Annotated in this window: 14 protein-coding genes; 12 read left to right on the forward strand and 2 right to left on the reverse strand. The window is 67.4% G+C overall.

Annotation, left to right across the window (positions count from 1 at the left end):
• The first annotated feature begins 50 nt into the window (after positions 1 to 50).
• The 4 genes from AB0F86_RS11170 to AB0F86_RS11185 all read left to right on the forward strand — a co-directional run bounded on the left by AB0F86_RS11170 (position 51) and on the right by AB0F86_RS11185 (position 3,543).
• Complete coding sequence (locus tag AB0F86_RS11170; protein ID WP_356983603.1) at positions 51 to 995, forward strand: SPFH domain-containing protein; 945 nt, start codon at positions 51 to 53, stop codon at positions 993 to 995.
• The gene (locus AB0F86_RS11175) at positions 992 to 1,843 is read left to right on the forward strand and encodes a hypothetical protein (RefSeq protein ID WP_356983604.1); all 852 of its coding nucleotides are present in this window, start codon (positions 992 to 994) and stop codon (positions 1,841 to 1,843) included. The genes AB0F86_RS11170 and AB0F86_RS11175 overlap by 4 nt, the downstream gene beginning before the upstream one ends.
• A gap of 328 nt (positions 1,844 to 2,171) precedes the next feature.
• On the forward strand, positions 2,172 to 2,462 hold the full coding sequence (locus tag AB0F86_RS11180) for a hypothetical protein (RefSeq protein ID WP_356983605.1): 291 nt from the start codon (positions 2,172 to 2,174) through the stop codon (positions 2,460 to 2,462).
• A gap of 22 nt (positions 2,463 to 2,484) precedes the next feature.
• Positions 2,485 to 3,543: a protein kinase family protein gene (locus tag AB0F86_RS11185; RefSeq protein ID WP_356983607.1), complete on the forward strand. Its 1,059-nt coding sequence runs from the start codon at positions 2,485 to 2,487 to the stop codon at positions 3,541 to 3,543.
• Between the two features lie 5 nt (positions 3,544 to 3,548).
• Here AB0F86_RS11185 and AB0F86_RS11190 read toward each other — a convergent pair whose 3' ends face one another.
• Positions 3,549 to 4,652, reverse strand: coding sequence for an AI-2E family transporter (locus tag AB0F86_RS11190; protein WP_181698236.1), 1,104 nt, complete (start codon positions 4,650 to 4,652; stop codon positions 3,549 to 3,551).
• A gap of 148 nt (positions 4,653 to 4,800) precedes the next feature.
• Between AB0F86_RS11190 and AB0F86_RS11195 the strand changes: the two genes are divergently transcribed.
• The 6 genes from AB0F86_RS11195 to AB0F86_RS11220 all read left to right on the forward strand — a co-directional run bounded on the left by AB0F86_RS11195 (position 4,801) and on the right by AB0F86_RS11220 (position 11,286).
• Positions 4,801 to 5,772: a DUF389 domain-containing protein gene (locus AB0F86_RS11195; protein WP_356983609.1), complete on the forward strand. Its 972-nt coding sequence runs from the start codon at positions 4,801 to 4,803 to the stop codon at positions 5,770 to 5,772.
• A 72-nt stretch (positions 5,773 to 5,844) separates the two neighbouring features.
• Positions 5,845 to 6,219: an SHOCT domain-containing protein gene (locus AB0F86_RS11200; RefSeq protein WP_356983611.1), complete on the forward strand. Its 375-nt coding sequence runs from the start codon at positions 5,845 to 5,847 to the stop codon at positions 6,217 to 6,219.
• Positions 6,220 to 6,303: 84 nt separating this feature from the next.
• Complete coding sequence (locus tag AB0F86_RS11205; protein ID WP_225279320.1) at positions 6,304 to 6,966, forward strand: GAP family protein; 663 nt, start codon at positions 6,304 to 6,306, stop codon at positions 6,964 to 6,966.
• Positions 6,967 to 6,971: 5 nt separating this feature from the next.
• Positions 6,972 to 8,663: a SulP family inorganic anion transporter gene (locus AB0F86_RS11210; RefSeq protein ID WP_356983613.1), complete on the forward strand. Its 1,692-nt coding sequence runs from the start codon at positions 6,972 to 6,974 to the stop codon at positions 8,661 to 8,663.
• Positions 8,660 to 9,271, forward strand: coding sequence for a DUF4203 domain-containing protein (locus AB0F86_RS11215; protein ID WP_356983615.1), 612 nt, complete (start codon positions 8,660 to 8,662; stop codon positions 9,269 to 9,271). The genes AB0F86_RS11210 and AB0F86_RS11215 overlap by 4 nt, the downstream gene beginning before the upstream one ends.
• A 119-nt stretch (positions 9,272 to 9,390) precedes the next feature.
• A complete protein-coding gene (locus tag AB0F86_RS11220; RefSeq protein ID WP_356983616.1) occupies positions 9,391 to 11,286 on the forward strand; it encodes an alkyl sulfatase dimerization domain-containing protein in 1,896 nt (631 codons plus the stop codon).
• A gap of 37 nt (positions 11,287 to 11,323) precedes the next feature.
• On the opposite strand, the gene AB0F86_RS11225 is transcribed toward AB0F86_RS11220, so the two are convergent.
• Complete coding sequence (locus AB0F86_RS11225) at positions 11,324 to 12,166, reverse strand: NAD(P)-dependent oxidoreductase (protein WP_356983617.1); 843 nt, start codon at positions 12,164 to 12,166, stop codon at positions 11,324 to 11,326.
• A 61-nt stretch (positions 12,167 to 12,227) separates the two neighbouring features.
• On the opposite strand from AB0F86_RS11225, the gene AB0F86_RS11230 reads away from it, so the two are divergent.
• Entirely contained in the window at positions 12,228 to 12,962 is a 735-nt protein-coding gene (locus AB0F86_RS11230; RefSeq protein ID WP_356983618.1) for a PaaX domain-containing protein, C- domain protein, read from the forward strand.
• 138 nt (positions 12,963 to 13,100) lie between these two features.
• Positions 13,101 to 14,483 (forward strand): AarF/ABC1/UbiB kinase family protein, encoded by a 1,383-nt coding sequence (locus AB0F86_RS11235; RefSeq protein ID WP_225279314.1) that lies wholly within the window; start codon positions 13,101 to 13,103, stop codon positions 14,481 to 14,483.
• Positions 14,484 to 14,574 lie beyond the last annotated feature (91 nt).

The raw sequence follows: 14,574 nt of genomic DNA on the forward strand, positions 1-14,574 counted from the left end.
TGCCCGCCAGTCCTGTTATGGTCACTATGACCATAATGAAGGAGAAGGCGATGGCCGACATCAGCAGCTACCCCGGACTGCGGCACCTCAGGGGCGCCCCGACAGTGCACGTCAGACACGTCCGTAAGGGCAAACTCCTGCACGACGGCACGGGGCTGAGCTTCTGGTTCCGCCCGAGCACGGCGGTGCTCAGCGAGGTTCCGGTGGACGACCGCGAGCTGCCGATGCTCTTCCACGCCCGCACGCACGACCACCAGGACGTCACGGTCCAGCTGACGGTCACCTACCGCTGCACCGATCCCGCGACGACGACGAGCCGGATCGACTTCTCGATAGACCCCGATACGGGCACCTGGCGCCAGGACCCGCTGAGCCAGATCGCCAACACCCTCACCGAGAACACCCAGCAACACGCCCTCGAGGTCCTGGCCACGCTCGATCTCGAGACCGCCATCCGCACCGGCGTCGAAAAGGTCAAGGAAGCTACGGGCAATCTGACCGTGGCCCACATCGGGCTGGAGATCATCGACGTCCGCGTGGTCGCGATCCGCCCCGACGCGGAGATGGAGAAGGCGCTCCAGACCACGGTCCGCGAGAAGGTCCAGCAGGAAGCGGACCGGGCGACCTACGAGCGACGCGCGCTCGCCGTCGAACGCGAGCGCGCGATCAGCGAGAACGAACTGCAGAACCAGATCGAACTGGCGAAGCGGGAGGAGCTCCTGGTGGTCCAGCGCGGCGCGAACGCGCTGGAGAAGGCCGAGTGCCAGGCCAGAGCCGACCGGATCGCCGTCGACGCCAAGGCCGACGGGATCCGCAAGCTCGCCGAGGCCGAGGCCGCCGGTGAGAAGGCGCGCCTGGATGCCTACCGGGACGTCCCCCAGGAAACGCTGTACGCGTTGGCGGCGAAGGAACTCGCGGGCAACCTGCCGGAGATCGGCAGCCTCACCCTGACCCCGGACATGATCGCCCCGATCCTGCAACGGTTCACCCGATGAGCCTGGCCCCACGAATTGTGCTGGTGCACAGGAGAACCGAGCTCTCGGAGCTGCTGGCGCGGCACGGCACGCGCGGGCAGGTGGAGTTCTTCCTGAACTCGCGCGGCAGGTCACTCGACGAGGTGGTGGAGCGCGACCGGCGGACCCGCGCGGCGATCGGCGAGGTCAGCGCGGCCATTCCGCTCGACTGGCGGCGCGGCACAGTCGAGCGGGAAGACCTGTCGCGGTTCCTGTTCGGCCCCGAGGACATCGTGGTGATCGTCGGGCAGGACGGCCTGGTCGCCAATGTCGCCAAGTACCTCGACGGCCAGCCCGTCATCGGCATCAGCCCCGAACCGGGCGTGCTCGCCGAGCACTCTCCCGCCGACGCGACGGAACTCCTGCACAGCACCGGTAACACCGAGGACCGCACGATGGTCGAGGCGAGAACGGACGACGGCGCGACCCTGCGCGCGCTCAACGAGATCTACATCGGCCATCCGAGCCACCAGACCAGCCGGTACCGCATCCGTGACGAGCGCCAGGCATCGTCGGGCGTCCTCGTCGGCAGCGGGACGGGTGCGACAGGCTGGTGCCTGTCGGCCCACCGCGAACGGAAAAGCCCTGTCGCCCTGCCCCATCCCACCGAGCGCAGACTCGTCTGGTTCGTCCGGGAGGCGTGGCCGTCACCGGCCACCGGGATCGTGCACACCGAGGGCGAGATCACCGGCGAAAGCCTGCACATCGACGTGGAATCGGACGGACTGGTGGCCTTCGGCGACGGCATCGAGCACGACGCACTACGCCTCGGCTGGGGCCAACGGCTCAGCGTCGGCCTCGCCACCACCAGCCTGCGCCTGGTGCGTTGAAGTAGGACAGTCGGTCGTCGCTACCGGGCATGGATCCCGGAATCGGTTGCTGCTCGAGTATCGGCGCGAACGAGGTAATAGACATAGGATCGTTCGTCTTTGCGGCTCACCCACGCGCCTTCGGGAGGGAGCTCACCTTTCCCTGGCCCGTCGAACGGTCGGCTCGACACCAAACCGGCCGCATCGCACACAACCCATCCACAATCAGACAGTCCGCGACACTCCACTGCTGCATACAAAGTTTCGCCGCAGAAGCAGTCCGCGACAGTGGGTTAGGGCCTCATCGTTGAACTACGGCGGGGTGATCTCAACGCGATACGCTCGTGTGATGGGTGGGGACTTGTTGGTGCTGATCGCCACCGTAGGCCCGTTGGCGTTGTTCGGATGGGCGGCTGTCCGTGCGAAGAATCTCGGCCTCGGCGGATCGTTCGTCGGCCCGTTTCAGGAGATGTTCGACCCTGGCGCGGCGCGAGCGCAGGTCGTGATCGAGGAGCTCGCGGAGCTGCCGGATCCAGCGGACTCCGGCGACCCGGACAACGACGACGGTCTGCCGAATACGGTGGTGTACAAGGGTATTCGTCTCTATATCGATCCGGCCAAGGCACGTGGGCGAAGGTAAACCTAGGCCGAGGTATCCGGACATGTCGCGCCCAGCACGGCTCCACGCCCACAGCGCCGTCGCCACCGCCCTCGCCCTGCACAGCGATCACGCCTTGCGCGAACTCGTCGACGCGGCCACGCCGGTCGGCACCGGGATCGGCGGGAAGTCGGCGCTGCTCGAGGTTGCCGGGACACCGGTTTTCGTGAAGCGAGTGCCACTCACCGACCTGGAACGGCAGCCGGAGCACGTCCGATCCACGGCGAATCTGTTCGAGCTGCCGCAGTTCTACCACTACGGCGTCGGCCTCATCGGTGGGGCGGGGTTCGGGGCCTGGCGCGAGCTCGCCGTGCACATCATGACGACCAACTGGGTGCTGGCCGCCGAACACGAGGGCTTCCCGTTGATGTACCACTGGCGAGTACTGCCCGACACCACTCCACTGCCGGACGAGCTCGCCGACATCGATCGCGTCGTCGCCTACTGGAGCGACCGGCCGCAGGTGCGTCGGCGGATCGAGGCTGTCCGGGACTCTTCGGCGAGCATCGCGCTGTTCCTGGAGTACATCCCGCACACCCTGCACGAGTGGCTCGACGCCCGGGTCGCGGCCGGCGACGACGCCACCGATCAGGCCAGTGCCATGGTGGAACGGGAACTGGCCGCCGGCACCGCGTTCATGAACAGCCGTGGACTGCTGCACCTCGACGCGCACTTCCACAACATCCTGACCGACGGTCGACGCCTCTACTTCGCCGACTACGGTCTCGCGCTCGCCTCCGGGTTCGACCTCTCGCCGCAGGAAGCCGCGTTCTTCGACCAGAACCAGAGCTACGACCGCGGTTTCACCGCGACCTACCTGGTGAACTGGCTGCTCACCGCGCTGTACGGGCTCCGACGGGAAGACCGGGAGAAGCGCCTCGCGATGGTGCGCGGCATCGCCGACGGCGAACCTGCGACGGGAATTCCGGACGGAGCCGCCACAATCATCACCCGGCACGCGCCGGTCGCCGCCGCCATGTCGGCGTTCATGCGCGCGTTCCAGCAGGCGACTCGCCGCACGCCGTATCCGGACGAGGAGATCGGACGACTGTGCCGCGAATGAGCGCCTCAGGTGGATTTGTCGGCAGCGCTGTTCCTTTTCGCCGGGAGCGGGCCGCCGATGAGGACGTCGGCCCAGCGGGTGGACGGGTCGATGTCGAGCAAGAGGGCTTTCACCAGGAGCGTGAGGGGGATGGCGAGGATGGCGCCGAGGCCGCCCAGCACCCAGGACCAGAACACCAGGGACAGGAAGGTGATGGTGACGCTGAGTCCTACGGCGTCGCCGACGAATTTGGGTTGGATGATCGACTGGATCACGAAATTGATCGCGCTGTAGACCACGATCACCCACACCATCAGAACCGGTCCGCTGTCGAGCAGAGCCAGCAGCGCGGGTGGGATCACGCCGATGATGAATCCGACGTTCGGGATGTAGTTGGTGATGAACGACAGCAGCGCCCACAGCAGCGGTAGCGGCACTCCGAGCAACCACAGTGCACCGCCGTCGATCACCGCCACGATCGCACCGAACACTGTCGAAACGACCAGATATTTGCGGGTGCCCGCCGCGAAACTGCCGAGTGCCTGAGCGATGGCGGGCCGTTCGGCGGCGACCACGGCCATTCTCGGCCGCATGCTCATCCCGTCGACCGCCATGAACAGCAACAGCGCGGCCACGAAGAACAGATTCGAGAACACCCCGACGACACCGCCGAGCAGGTTGTCGAGCAACCCGACGAGTTTGCCGAGGTCGATGTCCTGCAAGGCCTTCTGGGTCTGGTCGTGACTCAATCCAGCGGCGTCGAGCCAGCCACGAACGGTGTCGAGCAGATTGTCGAGACTGCCGGTGTACTGCGGTAGCCGCGAAGCCAATTGCGCAGCCGAAAGCGCAAGCGCCCCACCGAAACCCACCAGAATGAGCAACACCGCGCCGAAGGCGAGCAACATACCGAGCCAGGCCGGACCACCACGCTGCTGCACCCTGGTCTGGATCGGTTGCACAGCGATGGTGAGCATCAAGGCCAGAAATGTCGGACCCACCACACCGGCGAAGGCTTTCAACCCGGTGACGCAGATGATGATCGCGGCTATCGACAACAGCACGACGAGACCGCGGGGAATGGACCACCCACCCGCGCCGGGAGACTGCCGGACCGTGTCCGTGGTGTGCATGCGACGACGCTAATCCCGTGCGCCCTGCCTCCGGATCACCCGTTCGGGGTGAATTCGCCGCGCGGGCGGTGCGGAATTCATCCATTACGGGTGATTTCGTGGGCGCCGCCGCTTTCTACGCTTGGCCGGACATGGCGAAAGGATCGCGATGCTCGGCTTTCTCGTCCCCACCGATCAGCGCCGCACCCTCGACGAACTGACCGACAAACTCGACCTGTCGGTGGGCGCGGTGGCGGCGAAGCGCTCGGCGTTCTGGATCATGCTCGTGCTCTCGGCGGTCATCGCGATCTCGGGTGTGATCGGTGATTCCACGGCCACCGTGATCGGCGCGATGATCGTCGCCCCGCTGTCGATCCCGATCCTCGGGGTCGCTCTCGGTGTGGCGACCGGGCGCGCGGCGCTGGTGGGCCGCAGCGCGCTGCTGGTGGTCGCCGGTATCGCGGTGGTGGTCGTGCTCGGTTTCCTGTTCGCGCAGCTGCTGCCGAATCCGGTGAATGTGCTGTCGAACGCGCAGGTCGTCGGGCGGACCTCACCCAAACTGATGGATCTGACCGCAGCGCTGGCCACCGGTCTCGTCGCGGCGGTGGCGATCACTCGCCGTGATGTGGGTGACGTGCTGCCCGGTGTCGCCATCGCGATTTCACTGGTGCCGCCGCTCGGCGTGGTCGGGGTGTGCCTCGGTTCGCAGGCGCCCGCCCTGGCACTGGGTGCGTTCGTGCTGTTCGCCTCCAACATGCTGGCGATGATCATCACCACCACCACGGTGCTGCTGCTGGCCGGATACGGGCGCGACGCCGAGGCACCGACCGGTGGTCGCGGTCGCGCCTACGTGGTGCTCGGCGCGGCGCTGATCCTGGTGGCGGTGCCGATGGTGATCAATTCGCTGTCGACGCTGTGGGCCGGGCAGATCTCCGACGTCGCCCGCGACTGGCTGCGCGAGCAGCCCGGCGCCCAGGTGGTGGACGTGACTCTGCACAGCGACACCGCCACCATCACCGTCCTCGGTCCGCAACAGCTGCCCGATCTGGCCGAATTGCAGCGCCGGGTCGACGATCTCGTGCCCTGGCACCCCGACGTCGTGGTCGTGCACAACGTCGGGGGCCGGGTGCGACCACGGTGACACCGACGTCGCCGCGACACCCGACGTGTTCACCGACCGGTGGGCGCTCAGCACGAAAGTGAGGGATCAACAATGGATTTCTGGGACGTCATCTGGGCCATTGTCGTAAGTTTCGCGTTCATCGCCTATCTGCTGCTGATCTTCGTCATCCTGACCGATCTCTTCCGGGACCGGAAAACCTCGGGCTGGGTGAAGGCGATCTGGGTGCTGTGCCTGTTCCTCTTCCCGTTGATCACCGGGCTGGTGTATTTGATCGTGCGCGGTGACGGAATGGGCGAACGCACCGCCGAAGCCGAGCAGCAGGCCAAAGCCGCGACCGACCAATACATCAGGGAGACCGCCGGTACCAGTTCGGCCGCCGAGATCGCGGACGCCAAGAAGCTGCTGGACTCGGGCGCCATCACCGAGGCCGAATTCCAGCAGCTCAAGGCCAAAGCGCTGGCCTGATTTCCGTGCCATGCGCGTGCGGTGCGCGAATCTCATCCGTCACGTGTGAGGCGGGGCGCCTACCTGTGCACTTACGGTCGCGCTATGGGTCCGGTCATCGGAGATCTGCTTCCGCTCGCCGTCGGTGTCGCGCTGTCGCCGATACCGATCGTGGCGACGATTCTCATGATTCTGTCGGCGCGCGGAAAGGGCGCGGCGATCGGATTCGCCACCGGGTGGGTGCTCGGCATCCTGGTGGTCACCGGGGTGGTGACGCTGTTCGCCGGCAACCTGGGCGGGTCCGACGACAGCGAACCCGGTGCCGCGGCGGCGTGGATCAAGATCGTCCTCGGGGTGCTGCTCGTGGGATTGGCGGTGAAACAGTGGCAGGCGCGCTCGCAGACCGAGGTGCCGGGCTGGATGCGCGCGATCGACACCCTCACCCCGGTGAAGGCGACCGGGCTCGGGGCACTGCTGTCCGGGGTCAACCCGAAGAATCTGCTGCTGTGCGTCTCGGCGGGTGTCGCGATCGGGGCGGCAGGCCTCGACACCGGCGGCACGCTCGGCGCAATCGTGGTGTTCACGGTGCTCGCCTCGGCCACGGTCCTGACCGTAGTGCTGGGCTATCTCGTGGCGGCCGAACGGCTCGGCCCGGCACTCGACCGGCTCCGGATGTGGTTGCAGGACAACAATCACGCCGTCATGGCCATCGTGCTGCTGGTCATGGGCGCGGTGGTCCTCGGTAAGGGGCTGGGCGGATTGGGGTGAGGCGGATGTCGGTACCGGTGTTCACCTCCCTGCGTGGCTACCGCGGCGACTGGGTGCGTCCCGATGTGATCGCCGGGCTCACGGTGTGGGCGGTGCTGGTACCCGAGGCGCTGGCCTACGCCTCCATCGCCGGGGTGCCGCCGGTGGTCGGCCTGTACGCGGCCGTGCCCGCCCTGGTGCTCTACGCGCTGGCAGGCAGTTCCCGGCACCTGGTGGTCGGTCCGATGTCGGCGACCGCGGCGCTGTCGGCGGCGATCGTCACCCCGCTGGCCGGCGCCGACGGCGGCCGCTACCTCGCCCTGACTGCGGCCCTGGCCATCTGCACCGGTGTCGTCGGCCTGCTGGCCGGGTTGATCCGGCTGGGATTCATCGCGAGCTTCATCTCCGAACCGGTTCTGAAGGGGTTCATCGTCGGGTTGGCCCTCGTCATCATCATCGGCCAGGTGCCCAAGCTGCTCGGGCTGCACAAGCACGAGGGCAACTTCTTCGAACAGGCCTGGGGCATTCTGCGCGATCTCGGTGAGATCGATTGGCGCACAATGGTTGTCGGTTTGGTCAGCTTGGCCCTCGTACTGGTGTTCCGACGTTGGTTGCCGATGGTGCCAGGTGCCCTGCTGGCTGTGGTGGTCGGCATCGCCGCCGTGCACGTTCTCGGTCTCGACGACAAGGGTGTGCCGATCGTCGGGCACATCGACGCGGGTCTCCCCCGCCTCGGCCTACCCGGCGGACTCGACTTCGGCGACTATCTCGACCTGCTCGGTCCCGCGGTCGGTGTGGTACTGATCGGCTTCGCCGAAGGTCTCGGCGCCGCCAAGACCTATGCCGCCAAAGCCGGGTACAAGGTCGATCCCGATCGGGAGCTGCTCGGACTCGGCGCCGCCAATATCGGGTCGGGGCTCAGCGCGGGGATGGTGGTCAACGGCAGCCTGTCCAAGACCGCGGTCAACGGCGGCGCTGGAGCGAAAACGCAGCTCAGTGGCCTGGTAGTGGCCGCACTGACCGTCGTCACGCTGCTGTTTCTCACCGGCCTGTTCGAAAAGCTGCCCGAGGCCACCCTCGCGGCTGTGGTGATCGCCGCGGTGCTCGAACTCGTCGACTTCGCCGCGCTGCGCAGGCTCTACGGAGTGTGGAACAGTCTGCTCGGCAGCATCTACGGGCACGCTGCCCGGGCCGATTTCGTCGGTGCGATGGCCGCCCTGCTCGGCGTGCTGGTCTTCGACACGCTGCCCGGACTGCTCATCGGCATCGGGGCCGCGTTGCTGCTGCTGGTCTACCGCACCTCCCAACCGCACGTCGCCGAGCTCGGCAAGGACGGTCCGCTCTGGGTGGACAAAGCACGACACCCCGACGTGCCGACGCGCCCCGACCTGCTGGTGGTGCGCGTCGAAGCCGGGCTGTTCTTCGGCAACGCCGACTTCGTCCGCGAACGCATCGAAGCCCTGTGTACCGAGAACACCCGGCTGGTGGTCCTGGACGCGGAAACCTCGCCGTCGCTGGACGTGTCCGCCGCCGACATGCTGCTCGACCTGCGAAAAGAACTGGCCCGCAAGCGCATCGACTTCCGCATCGCCCGCTCGGTGGCGCAGTTCGGGGCCGAACTGGGTTCCGCCGTGACGGGCGCGACCCCCATCCAGGTGTATCCGACGGTCACCGAGGCCGCCGCCGACCTACCCGATTCCGGAAAGGAACACCCATGAACGGCATCATCGTCGCACTGGTCGGTGCCCTGCTGTGCTTCTATGGAGTCCGCTCGGTGCACCTCGGGATCCTCGCCATCGGGTTCGGCCTCGGCTGGCTCATCGCCGACCTGTGCAACGCCTCCTTCTGGTGGCTGCTGCTGATCGCCCTGATCGGCGCGGTATCTGCCTGGGTGGTGACCTCGCTGATCTTCCGCTTCGCGGCCTATTTCGTCGGCGGCCTCACCGGCGCGATGATCGGCACCAAACTCGCCACGGTGCTGCAACCGGGCGACAAGAACTGGGCACTGAGCATGATCGTCGCCGCCGCGGTCTGTGTGGCCGGTGCCTTCCTGGCCGACAAGTTCCGGGCGCGCGCACTGCTGTGGCTGACTTCGATCGGCGGCGCGAGCATGATCCTGTCCGGACTCGGTCGGATGACCGGCCTCGAGTTCCTGCGCGATCCCGAACCGGGTTGGCAGCAGATCGCCGCGACCCTGGCCTGGGTCGGGTTGTCGGTCTGTGGGTGGCTCGTTCAACGTCGGCTGTTCGCCGAGCGGCTCGGCATCGAACCGGAAGCGGACGAACCGCCGTCGCGCAATATCGGCGGCAAATGGCCGAGCCGGTGACGACAGGAATTTCACCCGGAGCGGGTGAGGCGCCGTCACCTCGTCCGATGTGATGCTGCGGGAGCGGGCCGTCCGGCACGGTCGCCGCAGGGAAACCGAGCACAGTGGAAAGGGATTCGATGACCAGTCCGCAGGAAGCTTCCGAGACCATCGAGGCAGGCAATGCCGAGGTGCTGCGCACGATGCCCTTCGGCGACGACCAGGATTTCGCGGACGCCGACCGCGGGTTCATCGCCGCGCTCACCCCGCCCGTGGTGCGCAGTGCCGACGGCGACGTGGTGTGGGACAGCGGGTCGTTCTCCTTCCTCGACGACGAGTGCCCCGCCACGGTGAACCCGAGCCTGTGGCGGCAGTCGAAACTGACCGTGAAGCAAGGGCTGTACGAGGTCACCGACGGCATCTACCAGATCCGCGGGCTCGACCTGTCGAACATGACGCTGATCGAGGGCGACACCGGGGTGATCGTGATCGACCCCCTGATCTCGGTGGAAACCGCGGCCGCCGGGCTCGCCCTGTATCGCGAACATCGTGGTGATCGTCCGGTGGTCGCGGTCATCTACTCGCACTCCCATATCGACCACTTCGGTGGGGTGAAGGGGGTGACGACTCAGGAAGACGTCGACGCGCAACGCTGTGTGATCATCGCACCCGCCGGCTTCACCGAGCACGCCGTCGAGGAGAACGTCTACGCGGGCACCGCCATGGCCCGGCGCGCGGCCTACATGTACGGCGCCGCACTGCCGCGCGGGCCCCTCGGCGCCGTCGGCGCGGGACTCGGACCGACCACCTCGATCGGTCAGCCGAGTCTGATCACTCCCACCGTGTCGATCGACCACACCGGTCAGGCCGTCACCGTCGACGGTGTGGCGATCGAGTTCCAGATGACCCCCGGCACCGAGGCGCCCTCGGAGATGAACTTCTACTTCCCCGCCCGGCGCGCGCTGTGCATGGCCGAGAACGCCACCCACACCCTGCACAACCTGCTCACTCTGCGCGGCGCCCTGGTGCGTGACCCGCACGTGTGGTCGAAGTACCTCACCGAGGCGATCAACCGCTACGCCGCGCGAACCGACGTGGTGTTCGCCTCGCATCACTGGCCCACCTGGGGCACCGAGCGGCTCACCGAGTACCTGTCGATCCAGCGCGACCTCTACGGCTACCTGCACGATCAGACGCTGCGCTGGATCAACAAGGGCGCCACCGGAACCGAGATCGCCGAGGACTTCCCGATACCGCCCGCGCTGGCGGACAACTGGTCGGCCCACGGGTACTACGGTTCGATCAGCCACAACGTCAAAGCCATCTATCAGCGCTACATGGGCTGGTTCGACGGCAACCCGGCGAATCTGTGGCAGCACCGCACCGCCGACGCCGCCGTCCGGCACGTGGAGTTCATGGGCGGCGCCGACGAAGTCGTCGCCAAGGCGCGAAAGTCCTTCGCCGACGGTGACTTCCGGTGGGTCGCGCAGGTATTGAACTACGTGATCTTCGCCGACCCGGACCATGCCGAAGCCAAGGCGCTGCAGGCCGACACCCTCGAACAGCTCGGCTACGGTTGCGAGAACGGGACCTGGCGCAACTTCTTCCTGATGGGCGCCTACGAATTGCGCAACGGCACGATCGGCACCCCGACGGTCGCGGCGGCACCGGACATCATGAGTCAGCTGACGGTCGAGCAGGTCTTCGACGCGATCGCACTGCGGATCGACGGACCGCGAGCCTGGTCGGCCGACATCGTGATCGACTGGCGGATCAGCGACACCGCCGTGGTGCACCGCACCCATTTGCGCAACGGCCTGCTGGTCCACTTCGACGTCGACGGGGACCTCCCACCCGCTACGACCACCTTCACGCTCAGTGCCGCCGATCTGCGCTCGGCGCTCCTCGCCGGCGGCGATCTCGCGGCGATGATCGCAGCCGGCCGAGTCACTGTCGAAGGCGACGCGGGCAAGCTGACCGAATTGGTCGGCTACCTCGACGCCCCGGACCCCGACTTCGCCATCGTCACCCCCTGACCCGTGATCCGTCGGCGCGGCCCGGGTCCGAGCGAGCTCAGGCCTGGGGCGGGTCGACGAAGATGTCGTATTCGAGGTCGTCGCTGCCGCCGTAGGCGGAGAAGTCGGTCCGGCCTTCGGCTCGCAGGACTTCCACGTCGAGGAAGGTGTTGCCGGTGACCGTCCGGGCGTCCTTCTCGAGGATCGCGATCGCGGCGTCGGCCACGATCTGCGGGGTGCGGGCCTTCGCGGTCGCCTCGTCGCCGCCGAGCAGGTTCTGCACCGCGGCGGTCGCGATGAGCGTCTCGGGCCACAGGCAGTTGGCGGCGACACCGTGCTCGGCGTACTCGGCGGCCCAGCCGAGCGTCAACAGGGACATCCCGTACTTCGCCACCATGTAGGCGGGGTGGACACCCAGCCACGCGGGCGCGAGGTTCAGCGGGGGCGACAGGCTCAGGATGTGGGCGTTGTCGCTGCGGCGCAGGTGCGGCAGGCAGGTGCTGGTGAGCAGATAGGTACCGCGCAGCTGGATCTGCTGCATGAGATCGAACCGTTTGACGGGCAGCTCCTCGGTCGGGGCGAGCGCGATGGCCGACGCGTTGTTGACGCAGTAGTCGATGCCACCGAACCGTTCGACGGTCCGGCGCACGGCCTCGGTGACCGATGCCTCGTCGCGGACGTCGCCGACCACCGCCAGCGCCTGACCGCCCGCGGCCTCGATCTCGGCGGCGGCCGTGTGGATGGTGCCGGGCAGCCGTGGGTCGGGAACATCGGTCTTGGCCAGCAGCGCGATATTGGCGCCCTGACGCGCGGTGGCGAGCGCGATGGCCAGCCCGATGCCGCGGCTGCCGCCCGACATGATCATCGTGCGCCCGGCCAACGGTGAGGTAGATGTCGTCATGCCCGGCGACATTACAGATATTGAACAGCCGTAGCAATAGTGAAATATGTACACTCGACCCGTGAAGTCCACGGTCACCGCTTCCGGCGTGTTGGTGCGTCCGGTGTCGGCGCGGTCGGCGCTGATCCGGATTCTCATCGCGGCCGACTCGCCGACGATGACGTCACAGCAGATCTGCGCCGCCACGACCGCGGCGGGTTACCCCGAGGCGACCGTGCGCGTAGCGGTGTCGCGGATGGTCGCGGCCGGTGAGCTCGTGCGCGCGCGTCGCGTCTACACCCTCGCCCCACACCTGCGTGCCCGCCGCCGAGACCTCCTCGCGTCCCACACGCTGCCTTGGCAAGGGGATTGGGAACAGGTCGTCATCATCGCGACGGGACGACCCGCCGCCGACCGCGCGGCACTGCGCGCAACACTGCTCTCGCTGCGCCTGGCCGAACTCCGTGAAGGTGTGTGGATGCGCCCGGCCAACCTGGCACGCGATCTGCCCGACGACCTCGGCGACACCACGATCGCCCTGCGCACCCGCGCCGTGGACGACCCGCTCGCCCTGTGCGCTCGGCTGTGGCCGCTCACCGAAATCGACCACCGCGCACGTGGATTGCTCGAAGCCATCGAAACCGCCGACCCCGGTGCCCGGTTCACGGCGGTGTGCGCGGGTCTCGACCTGCTCACCACCGACCCCGCGCTACCCACCGAACTGCTGCCCGCCGACTGGGCGATCGACGCACTGCGCGAGACGACGACGGCCTATCTCGGCTGGTTCCAGGAACTGAGCCGCGATACCGAGGACTGACAACGACCGCACCGGCGAGGTCTTCGTGCTCTGCCACGACGGCATTGGTGATGCGGCACAAGTCCCGGCCGGTCGGCCTGTGAATACGGCAACGCAGGCCGAGAATGCCCATGAGCGCATCGCGGGAAAGAGGCACCCATGGCAGACAAGCAGGTACCGACCGGACGGCTGTCACGCAGCGCACGGCTCGGCCGGTTGGCCGCGGGACAGGCGGCCCGCGGACTCGGTACCCGGCTGGCGATGATCGGGCGAACCGAACAGGCGCGCCGCACACTCGCCGAACGCTCGACACTGCAAGCCGCACAGCAGATCGTCACCGTGCTCGGTGGGATGAAGGGCGCGGCCATGAAATTGGGGCAGATGGCCTCGGTGCTGGATCTGGACATGATCCCGGAGGAGCACCGCGAGATGTTCCGCACAAAACTGGCGAAGCTGCGCGACAGCGCACCCGAAGTGCCGTTCGCGCAGATGCGCGCGGTGATCGAACAGGATCTCGGGCGCATGAGCCGGGTGTTCGGCGACTTCGACCCGGAACCGGTGGCGGCGGCCTCGATCGGCCAGGTGTATCGCGCCCGGTTGCGCGACGGGCGGGTGGTCGCGGTGAAGGTGAAGTATCCCGGCGTGGATCGGGCGGTGCACGCCGATATGCGCAATCTCGAATTCTTCAGCGGCCTGTGGAAATCGTTTCTGCCCTCGGCCGCCGATACCGAGGTGCTCGCCGAGATCTCCGGCAATATCGTCGCCGAACTGGACTACCGGCGCGAAGCGGCCAACCAGCATCGGGTCGCCGCACGCTACCGAGGCCACCCGTTCATCCTGGTCCCCGATGCCGTCGGGGAGTTCTGCGCCGACAACGTACTGGTCACCGAATTCGTCGAAGGCATCTCGTTCGACGACATCCGCCGCCTGCCCGCCGCGCGCCGCGATCACATCGGTGAGCTGGTGTATCGCTTCTACATCACCGGAATGTTCCGCGACGGCGAGTACTGCGCCGACCCGCATCCGGGCAACGTGCTGCTCGCCGACGACGGCCGGGTCGGTTTCGTCGATTTCGGGCTGTACAACACGATCGAGCGCGCCGACCTGGATTTCGAACGGCAGGTGATCCGCGCGGCTCACCGCTTCGACAGTGACGAGGTGTTCCGCCGCTGGTTCGAGCGCGGCATCATCACCCCCGACTCACCGGTGACGCCCCGGTCGGTGCTCGAATACGTGTGGGCCGCCTCGGGCTGGCATCTGCTCGACGAGGAGATCACCCTCACCCCGGAGATCGCCACCAGCGCGGTCGTGCTCGCCACCGACCCGCGTGCGGCGCAGCGGCGCGAGGTCCGCCACCTGCTGCTGCCGCCCGAGCACGTCTTCTCCCGCCGCGCCGACCTTTTCACCCTCACCGCGCTCGGCCAGCTCGAGGCGACCCGGAACTGGCACGACCTGGCCCGCGAATGGCTCTACGACGAACCGCCGGTGACCGAGATCGGCCGGGAGATCGAGGCCTGGCGGCACACGGTCACCAATGCCTGAGGTGTTTCGTGAACTACCACAGTGCGGATGGGATTCCGGCACAAAAAGCGGAACATAGGCCGTACCGGGTGCGGGGCGCGCGCCTACGTTC

The organism is Nocardia sp. NPDC023733 (assembly GCF_040639775.1).
GTDB classification, from domain to species: Bacteria; Actinomycetota; Actinomycetes; order Mycobacteriales; family Mycobacteriaceae; genus Nocardia; species Nocardia rosealba.